This is a genomic window from Nostoc sp. LEGE 12454 (assembly GCF_056620565.1).
Map to the genome: position 1 here is coordinate 121509 of NZ_JBWQXL010000013.1, position 17346 is coordinate 138854.

General features: G+C 37.1%; 10 protein-coding genes. All 10 read left to right on the forward strand.

The genetic code is table 11. From position 1 onward, the window contains the following. The first annotated feature begins 22 nt into the window (after positions 1 to 22). The 10 genes from AC1F2U_RS16555 to AC1F2U_RS16600 all read left to right on the forward strand — a co-directional run bounded on the left by AC1F2U_RS16555 (position 23) and on the right by AC1F2U_RS16600 (position 17334). A complete protein-coding gene (locus AC1F2U_RS16555; RefSeq protein ID WP_480262077.1) occupies positions 23 to 886 on the forward strand; it encodes a 3-hydroxyacyl-CoA dehydrogenase family protein in 864 nt (287 codons plus the stop codon). A 57-nt stretch (positions 887 to 943) separates the two neighbouring features. Then, positions 944 to 1189, forward strand: a complete 246-nt coding sequence (locus AC1F2U_RS16560; protein WP_480262078.1) for an acyl carrier protein — start codon at positions 944 to 946, stop codon at positions 1187 to 1189. A 51-nt stretch (positions 1190 to 1240) separates the two neighbouring features. Beyond that, positions 1241 to 2425 carry an acyl-CoA dehydrogenase family protein gene (locus AC1F2U_RS16565; RefSeq protein WP_480262079.1) on the forward strand — a complete coding sequence of 395 codons (1185 nt, stop codon included), beginning with the start codon at positions 1241 to 1243 and terminating at the stop codon, positions 2423 to 2425. A gap of 4 nt (positions 2426 to 2429) precedes the next feature. Further along, positions 2430 to 3500 carry an HAD-IIIC family phosphatase gene (locus AC1F2U_RS16570; RefSeq protein ID WP_480262080.1) on the forward strand — a complete coding sequence of 357 codons (1071 nt, stop codon included), beginning with the start codon at positions 2430 to 2432 and terminating at the stop codon, positions 3498 to 3500. Positions 3501 to 3537: 37 nt separating this feature from the next. Beyond that, on the forward strand, positions 3538 to 6990 hold the full coding sequence (locus AC1F2U_RS16575) for a non-ribosomal peptide synthetase (protein WP_480262081.1): 3453 nt from the start codon (positions 3538 to 3540) through the stop codon (positions 6988 to 6990). Next, positions 6987 to 8381, forward strand: coding sequence for a condensation domain-containing protein (locus AC1F2U_RS16580; RefSeq protein ID WP_480262082.1), 1395 nt, complete (start codon positions 6987 to 6989; stop codon positions 8379 to 8381). Before AC1F2U_RS16575 ends, AC1F2U_RS16580 begins: the two co-directional genes overlap by 4 nt. Before the next feature lie 162 nt (positions 8382 to 8543). Further along, complete coding sequence (locus AC1F2U_RS16585; protein ID WP_480262083.1) at positions 8544 to 11291, forward strand: non-ribosomal peptide synthetase; 2748 nt, start codon at positions 8544 to 8546, stop codon at positions 11289 to 11291. Next, positions 11288 to 12922, forward strand: a complete 1635-nt coding sequence (locus AC1F2U_RS16590) for a condensation domain-containing protein (protein WP_480262084.1) — start codon at positions 11288 to 11290, stop codon at positions 12920 to 12922. The genes AC1F2U_RS16585 and AC1F2U_RS16590 overlap by 4 nt, the downstream gene beginning before the upstream one ends. 1 nt (position 12923) lies before the next feature. Continuing rightward, entirely contained in the window at positions 12924 to 13970 is a 1047-nt protein-coding gene (locus AC1F2U_RS16595; RefSeq protein ID WP_480262085.1) for a TauD/TfdA family dioxygenase, read from the forward strand. 115 nt (positions 13971 to 14085) lie between these two features. Continuing rightward, positions 14086 to 17334, forward strand: a complete 3249-nt coding sequence (locus AC1F2U_RS16600) for a non-ribosomal peptide synthetase (protein ID WP_480262086.1) — start codon at positions 14086 to 14088, stop codon at positions 17332 to 17334. Positions 17335 to 17346 lie beyond the last annotated feature (12 nt).

Below are 17346 nucleotides of genomic sequence, written 5' to 3' on the forward strand. Positions count from 1 at the left end.
TTAATCATTGCAGGATAAAATTATGAAAATTCAAACTGTCGGTGTTGTTGGAGCAGGTGTGATGGGAGTTGGGTTAGCTCAAAACCTCGCCCAAAGTGGTCATCACGTAATTTTAGTAGATATTTCCGAAGAAGTTCTGGAATCTGCTAACAGGAAAATCAGAAATAATATCCGTTTTCAAAGCTTTTTCAATAAAAATGAAAAAGTAGATAATCCTGACACCACTCTTCAAAGAATTAAATTTTCCACAAATTATAAATTTCTTGAAGATACAGAATTTGTGATTGAAAATGTCACCGAAAAGTGGGATATTAAAAAGGGAGTATACGCACAGCTTGATGCGATTTGTCCAGAAACAACTATATTCGCAGCTAATACATCTGCAATACCTATTACTCGCATTGCTTCATTAACTACGCGTACTGATAAAGTGATTGGTATGCATTTTATGAACCCGGTTCCAATGAAGCCGATGGTTGAAATGATTCGCGGATATCACACATCCGATGAAACAATCTCAACAGCGAAAGAATTACTAGCTCAGATGGGTAAGGAAAGCATCCTCGTCAATGATTCGCCAGGTTTTGTTTCTAACCGAGTTCTCATGTTAACAATTAATGAAGCAATTTTCTTGCTACAAGACCAAGTTGCTTCAGTGGAAGAAGTGGATCGAATTTTCAAAACCTGCTTCGGTCATAAAATGGGTCCCCTAGAAACTGCTGACTTAATTGGATTGGATACGATTCTTTTTTCTATCGAAGTTTTGTATGAAAGTTTTAATGACAGCAAATATAGACCCTGCCAATTGCTAAAAAAGATGGTAGATGCTGGGTTATTTGGTCGCAAGAGTGGGCAAGGTTTTTATACTTACAATGGAGCAATTTGAAATTGGATATTAAAACAAACTCCTTAGCCATTATGAAAATCAAGGCGAATTGAAAAAATGTCAGAAATACAAGCAAAAATTAGAGAATTTTTATCCCGATTTTTCCGAAATCATGATTTGCAGTTAGATGAAGATATCTTTGCACTTGGTTTTGTCAATTCCATGTTTGCTATGCAACTTGTCTTATTTATCGAACAAGCATTTCAAATTACTATTGATAATGAAGACCTGGAGCTTGATAACTTCAGAACTATAAATTCTATGATTCGTTTAGTTGAACGAAAAACAACTTTAGTCGCATAAAAATGAATAAATATAAAAATTACAATCCTTTTCACCAAATAAGTAATCATCATGAAAATTGAGTTGACATCTCAACAAAAAGATGATAAATCTAAGTTTAGAGGTTTCATAAATGAAGAAATTATACCTCATGCAAATTCCTTCGACCAAGAAGAGTGTACCTCGCCAAAAATTATAGAAAAGTTTGCTCATCAAGGATATTTGGGTGCAGTATTACCTGAAGAATTTGGTGGCAAAAGTATGGATATCATCACCTATGGTCTTCTTAATGAAGAAGTTGGACGAGGATGTTCTTCTTTACGGAGTTTGCTCACAGTTCACAGTATGGTTTCTTATGCTCTTTATCGATGGGGTAATAAGTCTCAAAAAGAGTATTGGCTGCCAAAATTAGCATCTGGTAAAGTTATAGCTGCTTTTGCCTTAAGTGAACCTAACGTAGGTAGTGATGCTAAAAGTATAGAAACCACGGCAACACTTTCTGGTGACTCTTATGTTTTAAATGGAGAGAAGAAATGGATTACCTACGGGCAAATTGCAGATGTATTTTTAGTATTTGCCCAATGTTCGGGTAAACCCTCTGCTTTTTTAGTTGAAAAAAATAGTCCAGGACTTTCAATACAACCTATTTCTGGAATATTGGGTGTTCGGGCTTCAATGCTCGCTCAATTAAACTTTCGGGATTGTCGAATTCCTCAAGAAAACCTGGTAGGCAGATTAGGTTTTGGTTTCTCTTATATAGCTTCTTCTGCATTAGATTATGGAAGATATAGTGTGGCATGGGGTTCTGTAGGTATTGCTCAAGCCTGCCTAGAAGACTGCATTCAGTACACGAGTGAACGAAAGCAGTTCGATGTTTATTTGAAAGAACACCAATTAATTCGGCAAATGATTACCGAGATGATAGTCAATGTGAAAGCAGCAAGATTACTATGCTATCAAGCTGGCTATCTCAAAGAAATTGGCGATCCCAATTCCATAATAGAGACTTCAATCGCCAAATATTTTGCATCTACAACAGCAACTAAAGTCGCAAATGATGCCGTACAAATTCACGGGGCTAATGGTTGTACTAATGAATATTCGGTTGCTAGATATTTCCGAGATGCCAAAATTATGGAAATCATTGAAGGTAGTACACAAATACAACAGATTACCATCGCTGATTACGGTTATCAAGAGTACATATCAAAACCTGCTTCCACTGTCAATTCTCAAAACTTACTGGCAATGATGTGAGAATATGATTAGCACAAACACTGAAATCTCAAACGATCAACAAGTCGATAAAAAAACTATCAAATGCGTAGTTTGGGATTTAGATAACACGCTTTGGGATGGGATATTATTAGAGGATGACTGTGTTTGCCTGCGAAATGAGGTAGTCGATGTTATCAAAACATTAGATAGTCGAGGTATTTTGCAGTCTATTGCCAGTAAAAATGACTATACTAGAGCAATGGAGAAAATCCAGGAGTTTGGGCTACACGAATATTTTCTCTATCCCCAAATCAATTGGAATTCAAAATCGAGTTCTATTCAAGAAATTGCTAAGTCGCTCAATATTGGTATCGATGTATTTGCCTTTATCGATGACCAGTTATTTGAACTTGAAGAAGTCAATTTTTCCCTTCCTGAAGTACATTGTGTTAATGTAACTGATTTAACGGATCTCTTAGATAAACCAGAAATGAATCCTCGTTTTATTACAGAGGATTCAAAACTGAGAAGATTAATGTATATTAGTGATATTGAACGAAATAATTATGAAAAAGAGTTTATTGGTACTCAAGACGAATTTTTAGCTACACTTAATATGACTTTTACTATCTCTGATGCTCAAGAAGATGATTTACAAAGAGCGGAAGAGTTAACATTAAGAACTAATCAATTAAATACAACTGGTTATACATACTCCTATGACGAATTGAATTATTTCCGAAAATCCGATCGGCATAAAATACTAATTGCTAGTTTAGAAGATAAATACGGCAGTTATGGAAAAATTGGGCTAGCTCTTGTGGAATGTGGAGAGCTTGTATGGACTCTAAAACTTTTGTTGATGTCTTGTCGGGTTATGTCCAGAGGTGTCGGCACAATTATGCTAAATCATATTATGATATTGGCTAAGAAGAATAATGTTCGTTTACGGGCTGAATTTGTTTCAAATAATCGTAATCGAATGATGTATATATCTTATAAGTTTGCAGGTTTTCAAGAAATTGAAAAGAATGGAGATTGGCAGATTTTAGAAAATGATTTAACCCAAATACAGTCTATCCCTGAGTATCTTAAGGTCAAAGTTATAGATTAAAAAGCATTGCTAGTTCTCGTAGTTTGACAGGGGGATTATGGATATAAAAAAAGATGAAATTTTAAAACGACGGTCAAAACTTTCACTCGCTCAACAGGAGCTTCTCAGAAAGCGATTGCGCGGTGAAGTTGACTCTCGCTCTCAATTAGAAGTTATTCCAAAACGTTCTCAAATAAGTCCTGCTCCCCTATCCTTTGCCCAACAACGGCTGTGGTTTCTTCAACAGTTAGATATCGACAATCCTTACTACAGCGAACTAGCGTGTGTACAGCTTGTAGGTGCGCTTAATGTAGATGCGTTAGAGCGAAGTCTCAATGAGATTGTGCAACGCCATGAAGCGTTACGTACTACTTTTGAGATGCTTGAGGAACAAGCAATTCAAATTATTCATCCTGCTGTAACTGTGACGCTGCCACTGGTGAACTTACTCTCGATCCCAGAAGCAAAACGGCAAGCACAAGTTGAACGGTTAACAACAGAGATAGCTCAAAAACCTTTTGATTTAGTGACTGGCCCGTTGCTGCGAGTCATGCTGCTACAAACAGGTGCCGAAGAATACTTGCTGCTATTTACGATTCACCACATTGCCGTTGATGGTTGGTCTATAGGAGTGCTGATTCGTGAATTAGCAGGACTCTATGAAGCCTTCTCCACCGGCAAAGCATCTACCCTGCCTGATATCTCTATTCAATACGCAGACTTTGCTATTTGGCAGCGTCAGTGGTTACAAGGGGAATTACAAAAGACGCAACTTGATTATTGGAAGCAACAATTGGCAGATGCTTCAACTTTAACTTTGCCCACAGATCGCCCACGACCACCAGTCCAAAGCTTTCGAGGCGCAATTGCTTCTTTTGAGTTATCAGCAAGCCTAACTGATATGCTCAGATCCCTGAGCAATCAGGAAGGAGTAACCTTGTTTATGACGCTACTGGGAGCATTTCAAGCTTTACTGTACCGTTATACAGGGCAAGAAGATATTTGCGTTGGCTCCCCAATTGCTAACCGCAACCAAGGTGAAATTCAAGGGTTGATTGGTTTTTTTGTAAATACCCTGGTGCTGCGGACTCATCTTTCTGGTAATCCAAGTTTTTTAGAATTGTTGAATAGAGTGCGCGAGGTATGCGTGGGTGCATACGCTCACGCAGATATACCTTTTGAGCAATTGGTGGAAAAACTTCAGCCAGATAGAAATCTCAGTCATATGCCCTTGTTTCAGGTAATGTTTGCCTGGCAGGAAGACACTCAAAAGGAACTGACACTACCTGGTTTGACTCTAAATTGGTTTCCGACGCACGGTCAGACTGCCAAATTTGATTTAACTCTGCACATAGTGAACGCAGAGCCAGAATTGAAGGGGTGCTTAGAATACAATACCGACTTGTTTGATGCTGAAACCATTACTCGGATAGTAGAGCATTTTTGTACTTTGCTAGAAGGGATTGTTGCAAATCCACAAGCAAGATTATCTGACTTACCACTATTAACGGCAGATGAGTTACATCAGCAGCTAGTGGAGTGGAATAACACTCAGGTTGAATATCCTCAACAACAATGTATTCATCAGTTGTTTGAAGCACAAGTAGAACGCACGCCTGATGCTGTAGCAGTAGTATCTGAGGATAAACAACTAACCTACTACGAACTGAACATCAGGGCTAACCAATTAGCGCATTATCTGCAACAACTGGGAGTAAAACCAGAGGTATTAGTCGGGATTTGTGTAGAGCGATCGCTCTACATGATAATCGGTCTATTAGCAATCCTGAAAGCTGGTGGTGCTTATGTACCTCTAGATCCTAGCTATCCCCAAGAAAGACTAGCTTTCATATTATCAGATTCTCAAGTTCCAATACTGCTGACTCAGCAGCAGTTTACAGAGCGACTTCCCGAACACAACGCACAGGTAATTTATCTAGACACAGACAAGAGCGTAATTAAACAACAAAGCCAAGACAATCCCATCAGTAATTCCGAAGCCGATAATTTAGCTTACGTTATCTATACTTCTGGTTCTACGGGTCAACCAAAGGGAGTTTTTGGTTTGCACAAAGGTGCTATCAATCGTTTCCAATGGATGTCGAATAATTATCCCTTTGCACAGGAAGAAATTTGTTGTCAAAAAACATCCTTAAACTTTGTAGATTCAGTAGGGGAAATCTTTGCTCCCTTAGTTGAAGGTGTAACGATAGTAATTATCCCCGATATAGTTGTCAAAGACCCGCAACAGTTTATAACTACTCTTGCCCACAATAATGTTACACGAATAGTTCTTGTTCCTTCATTACTACGTGTACTTTTAAATACATCCGAGGTTTTGCAGTTACAACTACCTAAATTAAAGTTGTGGATTAGCAGTGGCGAAGCTTTATCTAGTTACCTGCTTCTGCAATTCCGGCAGAGTTTGCCAGACAGTATCTTGTTAAATCTTTACGGTTCGTCGGAAGTATCTGCGGATGTAACTTGCTCTAGCATTAGTCCGCAAGCACCCTTATCAGCATCTGTTTTAATTGGGCGTCCAATTGCTAATACGCAGATATATATATTAGATGCAAGTAAGCGACCTGTTCCCGTGGGTGTAACTGGCGAGATATATATAGGTGGCGACCAACTAGCACGAGGCTATTTAAACCGTCCTGAACTGACTGCTGAAAAGTTTATTCCTAATCCCTTTAGTCAAGAAGCAACACGTCTTTTTAGAACGGGAGACCTAGCGCGCTATTTACCTAACGGAAAGATAGACTATATTAATCGGATTGATCGCCAGGTAAAAATCCGTGGTTTCCGTATTGAAACTGGAGAAATTGAAGCAAGATTATGTCAACATCCAGCAGTGCGAGAAACTGTAGTTCTTATACATGAAACTTCAGTAGATTATCAAGATTTAGTAGCCTATATAGTTCTTCAAAAAGAACAAACATTGACAATTTCTGAGTTACGCAATTTCTTGGGATTACAGTTGCCAAACTACATGATGCCAAGAAGTTTTATCATATTGGATGCATTACCGTTAACACCGAATGGTAAAGTCGATCGGAAAGCATTGCCTGCACCAAATATTGCAAGACCTGAATTAGATAAAGAGTTAGTAGAGCCTCGTAATTTAGTCGAAGCAAAGTTGACTGAAATTTGGGCAGGAGTGCTTGGTGTGGATCGAGTGGGTATTTACGATAACTTTTTTGAGTTAGGTGGAGATTCTATTCTTGCCATTATAGTTATCACTAGAGCCAACCAGGCTGGTCTAAAACTCACTACTAAGCAGTTATTTCAACATCAAACAGTTGCTGATTTGGCAAATGTAGCGGTTACGAAAAAGCTAAAGCAACCTGAACAAAAACTCATCATAGATGGAGTTTCTACCACATCAATCCAGTCTCCAGAAGGCAAAAAGTATAAACCTTCTGACTTTCCCAAAGCAAACTTGAGTCAACAAGACCTCGATCAGTTTTTAGCAAAAATCAAGCGAGAGAATAAAAATAAAACAATATGAGAGAAGATATCCAAGATATATACCCGCTATCTCCGATACAGCATGGGCTTCTTTTTCACGGTTTGTATACTCCTGAAATGGGACTATACCATATGCAGGAATTTTATAATTTTCATGGAAATTTGAATCTTGCCGCTTTTGAAAGCGCTTGGCAAGAAGTAGCAACTCGGCATACAATCTTGCGTACCAGCTTTTATTGGGAAGAGTTAGATAAGCCACTACAAGTTGTGCATCAGCAAGTAAAAGTACCTTTAGAGTACCAGGATTGGCGGAAAATCGATCCATTAGAACAGCAAGAGCGTTTCAAATCCTTTCTTAAAAGCGATCGTCTGCGGGGTTTCGATTTTTCCCAAGCACCCCTAATGCGTGTGACTATAATCCAAATTCAAGAAGATGCTTACTATCTTGTTTGGAGCAGCAATCTGATCATTATCGACGGTTGGTCAGCTCCATTTTTGATGAAGGATGTAGTCCAAATATATGAAGCCTATTGTCGAGGTCAAGAACCACCTTTAACAGTTGGTAGTTGTTTTAGAGACTACATCGATTGGTTACAACAACAGGATTTATCAAAAGCAGAACTTTTTTGGCGGCGAGAGCTAAGTCAAGTCAAAGAACCGACTTCCTTAACTAACCTATACTGTAATAACTTATCCAATTTAGAAGAACGCTACGAGGATTTACAAATTAGTTTATCGGAAGAAACTACAAAAAATTTAGAGTTATTAGCAAAACAGCATCATCTCACAGTAAATACATTTGTTCAAGGTGTCTGGGCTATGCTCCTTAGTCATTATAGTGGTAAAGATGATGTAATTTATGGCTGTACTGTTTCTGGCCGTCCAGTAGACTTAGAAGGATCGGAGTCAATAGTAGGGGATTTGGTAAACACCTTGCCAGTTCACGTCAAGATCAATTTAGAAGAATACTTATTAACTTGGCTTCAGGGATTACAAACTCAATTAGTAGAAATTCGGCAGTATGAGTACTGCTCATTAGTAGATATTCAAAAGTGGAGTCAGATGCTGCGGAGTGTACCCTTGTTTGAAAGCTTCGTGGTGTTTGAAAACCAAAAAATAGGCAAGTTTTTAGAAGAATGGGGTAGCTTATACGTTTTAGAGCATAATCTTTTTTATAAGACTAACTACCCTCTAAATATAGTTGGGTATCCTGGTTCTGAATTGATGATTGGAATTAATTACGATTTCCAACGTTTTGATACTACAACTATTCTTAATATCTTGGGGCATATCAAGATATTACTTGAAGGCATAGTGGCAAATCCGAAAGCACGTCTTCAGGAATTATTGCTGCTTACAGAGCAAAAACCACATTTTAAGTTATTAATGTTAAAAAAAGATGTTTCATTTGATTTTGTTTCAGCTATTTAAATAGCTAGTGTCACAAGTAATCTGTCCAATTCAATAAAACTTTAAATTTTTAAAATAAATTAAAATTAATTTATTTTGTGTTGAAAAGATTCTCATTAATATGTGAAAATTGGATGTTAATCATTTTATTGTTTACGAATAATTTATTACAAGGAAGAAAGCATGAGTACATATTTACATTCCAATGACTTATTATCTCAAAAAATATATTGGATAAATAAATTATCGGGAGAATTACCTGAAACAAATCTGATGCTGGACTATGTAAGACCTATTTTTTCTAGTCGTAAAAACAAATCTCTGAACTTTGATTTACCAAAGGATTTATCTAAAGCAATTATTAAGCTAGCTAAAGGTTCTCATTTTGCAACGTATTTAATACTTGTATCTGCCTTGAACATCCTGTTGCAAAAATATACTCGAAACAATGAGGTTATTGTTGGAATACCAATATATGAGGAAATTGTTGTAGATGACATAAATAACAAAGTTATTCCTTTGCATACTCAGATAAAATCTCAGCTTTCATTCAAAGATTTACTTTTTCAAATCAAAGATGAAATTATCAGTGCTTACAACAATCAAAGCTATAATTTTGATGAATTAATTCAGTTATTGAATATATCAACAATTCCTAATCGCCATCCGATTTTTGACATAGTAGTTTGTTTAGAAAATATTCATAATAAAAATAATTTAAGCCAACTCAATAATGACATCACAATTTTTTTTACAGTTAACGGTGAAAGTATTAGTGCTAACATCGAGTACAAGGAAGATTTGTTTCAAGATGAAAGTATAAAATTAATCAGTAAATATTATACTAATCTTCTGGAAAATATTGCAAATAACGCTGATACTAAAATCTCAGATATTATTTTCTTAAAATCAGCCGAGCGCTATAAGTTATTAACAGAATTTAATCAGCAAGTTAAAGATTATCCCATTGAGCAAACAATCAATCAATTATTTGAAAAACAAGTAGCTGAAACTCCAAACAAGATAGCTGTTATTCATCAACAAACTCAACTAACGTATCAAGAACTAAATCACCAAGCTAATCAGCTAGCTGAATTATTACGAAAATTAGGAGTTCGTCAAGGAGAGTTTGTAGGAATTTTCAAAGACCGCGACATCAACTTCCTGATTGCTATTCTTGCTATATACAAGGCAGGCGGAGCATACGTACCCATTGATAGCACTTACCCAGAAAATCGAATTAAGTATATGCTATCCAATAGCGAAGTGAGATTTTTGTTAACCGATTATTCGCTATTGAATGTTCTGTCAGACTTGGCAGAAGGCTGTTCTCAATTATCATCTATTATTTGCTTAGATAGCATTGCTAATGAAAAGCCGCTACTGACTAAATTACTAGATTTAAAAATTTATAATAAATTGGATTTTGAGCAACTATCTCATGATAATCTAGAAAGTATCAATGATGCTGTTGACCCAGCTTATATGCTTTATACTTCCGGGTCTACAGGATTACCAAAGGGGGCAATTGTCAGGCATGATGGTGCTGTTAATCATATTTATGCCCAATTTGATGAGTTAAAGTTAACGCCAGAATTTTGTTTTCTCCAAAGCGCTCCTTCTTCTACAGATATTTCTGTCTGGCAATTTTTGGCACCACTTTTAATTGGTGGGAAAACAGTAATAGTAGATATTGAAACCGTTGCGATTCCTGAGCAGCTATTTATTGCACTCAAATCACAAAAAATCACAGTTGTTGAATTAGTACCAGCATTATTTGTCGGCTTGCTTGAATATACTTCCCAGCTACCGATTCACCAAAGAGAATTACCTGATTTGAAATGGATGATGGTTGTCGGGGAACCAGTATCGGTAAGTTGGGTTAATAAGTGGCTTGAGATATATCCTGAAATTAAAATTGTTAACGCCTATGGTCCGACTGAGGCTGCTGATGATATTACCCAGTTTATCGTTCACAAGCCTTTGCCAGAAAATCAGCGAGCAGTTCCAATTGGGAAACCATTAGCAAACTTAAATCTCTACATTCTAGATGGGGAAATGAAACTATTACCCATTGGCGCTCCTGGAGAGATTTGTGTATCGGGTATTGGTGTTGGTGATGGCTACTGGAAAAATCAAGAAAAAACTAATTTCAGTTTTGTTCCCAATCCGTTTACAAATGTTACCCAGAAGTTACCAGAAAATCGCAAAGATTTAATTTATAAAACTGGAGATTTAGGAAGGTGGCTCCCTGATGGAAATATAGAATTTCTGGGGCGTATTGACCATCAGGTCAAGATTCGTGGTTTCCGGGTTGAACTTGGAGAAATTGAAACATTTTTGCTTCAGCACCAAGCTGTTCGAGAAGCTGTAGTTGTAGTTATGGAGGAAAACTCTAATGATAAACGCTTAGTGGCTTATGTTGTTCCTAGCGCTGAGTGCGATCGCAATGACCTAAGTAGTAGCGAACTAATTCAACAACTACGCGATTTACTTAAAGAAAGGCTACCTGGGTATATGATACCTTCTGCGATCGTACAGATCGAAGCATTGCCTTTAAGTCCCAGTGGTAAAGTAGATCGCCGCGCATTACCTGTACCAAATTTCCAGAATGAATCGGAACTAGGCTTCGTTGCACCCCGTACTCCCACAGAGGAGATAGTTGCTGACATCTGGATTCAGATATTAAAGCGAGAGCATATAGGCATTTACGATAACTTTTTTGACTTGGGCGGACATTCTTTATTGGCAACTCAAGCGATTTCCAGGTTACGGAAAGCTTTTAAGGTGGAATTGCCTTTACGCAGTTTATTTGAAGCACCTACACTAGCTCAGTTGGTAGAACGGATCGAGAAGATGCTTGCAGTCCAACAGCTAGAGCTTGTTTCTATGGACGAGGTAGACCGCGATCGCGAGGAGATAGAACTATGAAAACTATTGAAGAGTTCTTATTATACCTTGACAGCCTCAACATCAAATTTAGAGTTGATGGCGATCGCTTATACTGTAACGCTCCTCAAGGGGTACTCTCACCAGAGTTAAGCACTCAGTTGCGAGAGCGGAAACAAGAAATCCTCATACATTTAACATCAAGCCTTGCTCTTTTGCCTATAGTACCTGTTCCTAGAAATGCCAATTTACCCCTGTCCTTTGCCCAACAAAGGCTGTGGTTTCTGAATCAGTTGCAGCCAAATAGCGCCACTTACAACCTTCCCTTTGCAGTGCGTCTTACTGGTACGCTGAATGTGCTTGCATTGGAACGGAGTCTCAACGAAATTGTGCAGCGTCATGAAGTTTTGCGAACCACCTTTGCGATCGCCAATGGACAACCAATTCAGGTGATTACTCCAACCCTAACCTTGAAGCTATCTGTGGTGGACTTGCAAGAGTACTCAATAACAAAGCAGGAAACTGAAGTTTTGTGGTTAGCAGTTCAAGAAAGTCAGTCGCTTTTTAACTTAGCGCAGGGGCCTTTGCTGAGGACGACTTTGTTGCACTTAAGCGAACAACAATATGTCTTGCTGTTAACCATGCATCATATTGTCTCTGATGGCTGGTCAATAGGGTTACTCATCAAAGAAGTAACAGCACTTTACGAAGCTTTCTGCAAAGGACAGCCTTCCCCACTCTCGGAACTACCAATACAGTACGCTGACTTCGCAGCTTGGCAACAAAACTGGTTACAGGGCGAGGTACTTAACACCTTACTTACATACTGGAAAAAGCAATTAGGAGATAATTTACCAGTTTTACAATTGCCTATAATTCGCCAGCCTTCAGAAATAAAAACCTCTCAGGAGGAGCAACAAAGTTTAATACTTTCTAAAACATTATCTCAAGCAATTAAAAACTTAGGTGATAGTGTTGGAACGACATTATTTATGACCATACTCGGAGCATTTAAAGTTTTATTATATTGGTATACAGGCGACAGAGATATTGTTGTCGGTACTGATATTGCCAACCGAAATAGAATCGAAATAGAGAATTTAATCGGTTTTTTTGTTAATCAATTAGTATTGCGTACTAACCTATCTGACAATCCCACTTTTAGCGATGTTTTGCAACGAGTTCGGAAGGTTTGTCTCGAAGCTTATGCTCACCAAGATTTACCATTTGAAAAACTAGTTAGCGCTCTGAATCCAAAAAGAGACTTCAACCAAACTCCTCTGTTTCAAGTCAAGTTTATCCTCCAAAATGCTCCCATACATTCTTTAGAGCTTTCAGACTTAACTTTGACTAGTCTAGATGTAGAAAATCCGGTAGCAAGTGTTGATTTACTTCTAGAAGTAACGGATACAAAGCAAGGAATTGTTGGGTTATTTAAATACAATAAAGACCTATTCGATCCTAGTAGCATAGCCCGATTAATAAATAATTTTAAAATAATTTTATCTCAAATTATTATAGAGCCTACTATTAACTTAAATAAGTTAGAAGAAATAATTATAAAATCCGATCAAGAATATCAGTTGAGTGAAGAACGGAAACGGAAAGAAAAATCTCAACAAAAATTAAGCACAATTAAGCGAAAAGTGATTGCAATTGAAGTAGAGAATTAAAATGAAACAAGTAAAAGTAAGTACTTCTAATTTCAAACCTGAATTCAATAGAGCTACTAGAAAATCCATAAATTTACAAACAGAACTAATTAAGCTAGATAATTTAGGAGGCGAACAAACTCTACCATTAATCATAAAACCTTCTATATCAGATGTCGATCTTACAGATTGGGCGGAAGCAAATCGAGAATTTGTAGATACACATTTAATTAAACATGGTGCTATCCTTTTCCAAGGATTTCATGTTACTACAGCAGCCGGATTTGAAAGATTTGGTCTAGCGGTTTGCTCAGAACTATTCAATGAAAACGGCGAACATACCCGTGAAACAGTAACCGACAAAGTTTATACTCCAGTTTTTTACCCTGCGGATAGAAAGTTATTATGGCACAACGAAAATTCTTTTAATTATCGATGGCCTGCAAAAATTCTGTTTGGTTGTCGTCAACCTGCACAGCAAGGAGGAGAAACCCCAATAGTTGATAGTCGTAAAGTATTTCAACTTATAGAACCCAAAATTAGGGAAAAATTTGTTGAAAAGCAGGTTATGTATGTTCGTAATTATGGAAACGGATTAGGACTTGACTGGCAAACAGTTTTTCAAACTCAAAGTAAAGCAGATGTAGAAAAGTTTTGTCAAAGCAACTTAATTGAATTTGAATGGAAAAGTAATGGTGGTTTGAAAACTATTTCTATTCGTCCAGCGGTAATCAAGCATCCTCAAACAGGTGAATTGTCTTGGTTTAATCAAGCACAACATTGGCATTTAGCTTGTTTAGAAACGCAAACCCGTGAATCACTTCTATCAACTTTTAAAAAAGAAGATTTGCCACGAGATTGCTTTTACGGAGATGGTACTATTATTGAAGACTCAGTAATGACACACATTTGTGATATTTATCAAAATTTGGAAGTATCTTTTCCTTGGCAACAAGGAGATATATTATTACTGGACAATGTGTTAACCGCTCATGGACGCAATCCCTATGTGGGAGAACGTAAGCTTTTTGTTGCGATGAGTGAACTGATAAGTTTTAGCCAAACTTGAGATAGTTAAAATATTTTTCTTAAACTCACTACGTCAATGTTTAATTAAATCACCGCTATTTATTATCATTTCTGAAAATTTTGGTCAAATTTGAAATGGAATTTTATCAATTAAAATGCAACAAATAATTCAAGGTTTTCCATTATCTCCTCAACAAAAGCACCTTTGGTTATTACAGCAAAGTAGTAATTTATATTGTAGTCAATGTGCTATCCTTGTTGAAGGAAATGTAGAGCTAGAGATATTAAAACAAGCGTTAGAGAAAGTTATCGCTAAAAATGAAATTATTCGCACAAGTTTTCATCGTCCACGTGGTTTAAAAATACCTATTCAGGTCATAGAGACTAACAATAGTGTATCTTTTGACGAGCATAATTTAGAGAATATATCTTCTCGAGAGGAAGAAATAGAAGCATTTCTTGAGAAAGTTAAACAAGAATCTATACAATTAGAACAAGGTCAATTATTAAAATTATATTTATTAAAATGCTCATCAAAAAAATACATTCTATTTTTAAAATTGCCATCTCTTTGTGCAGATTATAAAACATTAACAAACATAGTTAATGAAATTAGTCAGTATTATACTGCCTGCTTGCAGAATGCAGAACTCAGCGAAGAACCACTACAATATGCTGATGTCGCTACATGGCAAAATGAATTACTTGCAGCAGAGGAGACTACATCAAGGAAAAATTATTGGCAGCAAGTAGATTTTTCTACTCTGGATAGCTTAAAACTTCCTTTTGAGAATAATCTTTCTGACAAATCGGAATTTGAACCTAAATTGATTAAGTTAGCTATTCCTAGTGATTTACTAACTAAAATCGATCGGATTGTCCAAAAATATCAAATTTCGATAGATATATTCTTCCTGACTTGCTGGCAAACTCTAATTTGGCGTTTGACTGGGCAAGCAAACTTAATTATAGGTTTAGGCTGTGATGGTCGCAATTATGAAGAATTAAAAGTAGCACTAGGTTTATTCGCCAAATATTTACCCCTTGCTTATCATCTGCAAGAAAATGAATCATTCAGTAATACCTTAATAAAGGTTAAAAACTTAACAGATGAAATACTAGAATGGCAAGACAGTTTTAGTTGGGACGCATTTGCTAAAACAAATGCAGATGAGAGTGAAGAATCATTTTTACCATTTTGTTTTGACTTTGAAGAAACGGTAAGTAATTATTCTGCTCCTCAAGTAGCATTTTCCATTTATCAGCATTACGTCTGCTTTGACCGATTTAAAGTAAAACTTTCTTGTGTTCGTACACAAGATGATTTAGTCAAAGTAGAATTTCACTATGATGCAAAGCTTTTCCGTCAAGAAGATATTCAACGTTTGGCGAATCAGTGGCAAACTTTGTTAACTAGCGTTATTGACAATCCCTCTACAGCAATATCACGCCTGGATATCCTCAGTGAAGAAGAGCGTGAAGAACTCTTAGTTGCATTCAATAACACTAAAACAGGAGAGCTAGAATACACGTGTATCCATAATTGGTTTGAACAGCAGTGCGATCGCACGCCAGACAATATTGCTATTCTTTATAAAGATCGGCAGCTTACCTACCGGGAATTAAACAGTCGTGCTAACCAGCTAGCTCATTACCTACAACAATTAGGCGTGAAGCCGGATGTAATGGTAGGACTTTGTGTCGAGCGATCGCTTTTTATGGTCATCGGACTTTTAGCTATCCTCAAAGCAGGTGGTGCTTATGTACCAATTGACCCTAGCTATCCCTTAGAAAGAAAAACTTTTATACTAAACGATTCTCAAATGCCAGTGCTGTTGAGTCAGCAGCATTTAATTGCAGATTTAGCTACAGATGGCATTAAAGTAATTTGTATAGATAGCGATTGGCAAACTATAAAGCAACAAAAAATTGAAAATCCAATTACTAAAACAACCGAATTAAATTTAGCCTATGTTATTTACACCTCCGGTTCCACTGGTAAACCTAAAGGAACTCTAATTCCTCATCAAGGATTAGTTAACTACTTAAGCTGGTGTACCAAAACCTATGCAGTAGAACAAGGAGGAGGAGCTTTAGTTCACTCACCTTTGGGTTTTGACTTAACAATCACCAGTCTTTTTTCACCTTTATTAGTTGGTCGTACCGTCGAATTACTATCAGAAGAACAAGGTATTGAAACCCTTTCTCAAGCCTTAAAGAAAAGCTCAAATTTAAGTTTAGTGAAAATCACCCCTGCCCACTTAGATTTGTTGAAACAACAGTTATCCAAAGAAGAAATTGCAAATAAAACTAGAGCTTTTATTATTGGTGGGGAAAATTTATTAGCTGAAAGCATCACCTTCTGGCAAGATGTAGCGCCAGATACAATATTAGTAAACGAATACGGACCCACAGAGACAGTAGTAGGCTGCTGTGTTTATCAGGTTCCAGTCGGTAAGCACTCTACAGGCTCCATACCTATTGGTAAAGCGATCGCTAATACCCAACTGTATATTTTAGACCAATATTTGCAACCAGTAGCAATGGGAGTACCCGGTGAATTGCACATTGGCGGACTTGGGTTAGCCAGAGGTTATCTCAATCAACCTGAATTAACAGCCCTTAAATTTATCCCCAATCCCTTTAGTAAACAAGAAGGCGATCGCCTTTACAAAACAGGTGATTTAGTTCTTTTTCTACCGAGTGGAGATATCGAGTATATCGACCGCATTGATAACCAAGTTAAAATCCGTGGTTTCCGTGTTGAACTGGGAGAAATTGAAGCAGTTATCAATCAACATCCATCAGTATCAACAAGTGTAGTTATCCTTCGGGAGGATAAATCTGGAAATCAAAGTTTAATAGCTTATACAACTCTCCAGCCAGACAAGACATTAACTACTCCTGAACTGCGCCGCTTCTTGGATAATAAATTGCTCGATCATATGCTACCAACAGCATTTATGATATTAGAAGCATTACCATTAACATCTAATGGGAAAGTAGACCGTCAAGCACTGCCTATGCCCGATGCTCTACGCCCAGAGTTAGAAGTTGCTTATGTAGTACCGCAAACTGAGGTCGAGAAGACAATAGCCTCTGTTTGGCAAAAAGCTTTGAATCTTGAAAAGATAGGCATTCACGATAATTTCTTTGAAATTGGCGGTCATTCATTACTCTTAGTGACAGTTCACAGCCAATTGCAGGAAATATTAAAAGTAGAACTGTCAACCCTTGATTTGTTCAAATATCCCAGCATCAATTCTTTAGCAGAATATTTAAATACATCTCCAAACTCCACAGCCTTTTTCCAAGAGAATGATACTCAAGCAGAAAAAATTTCATCTGGTAAGGCGCAACAGAAAAAACGTCTACATAAAATGAAATCAGTTGAAAATAATTAAGGAATTAACAAA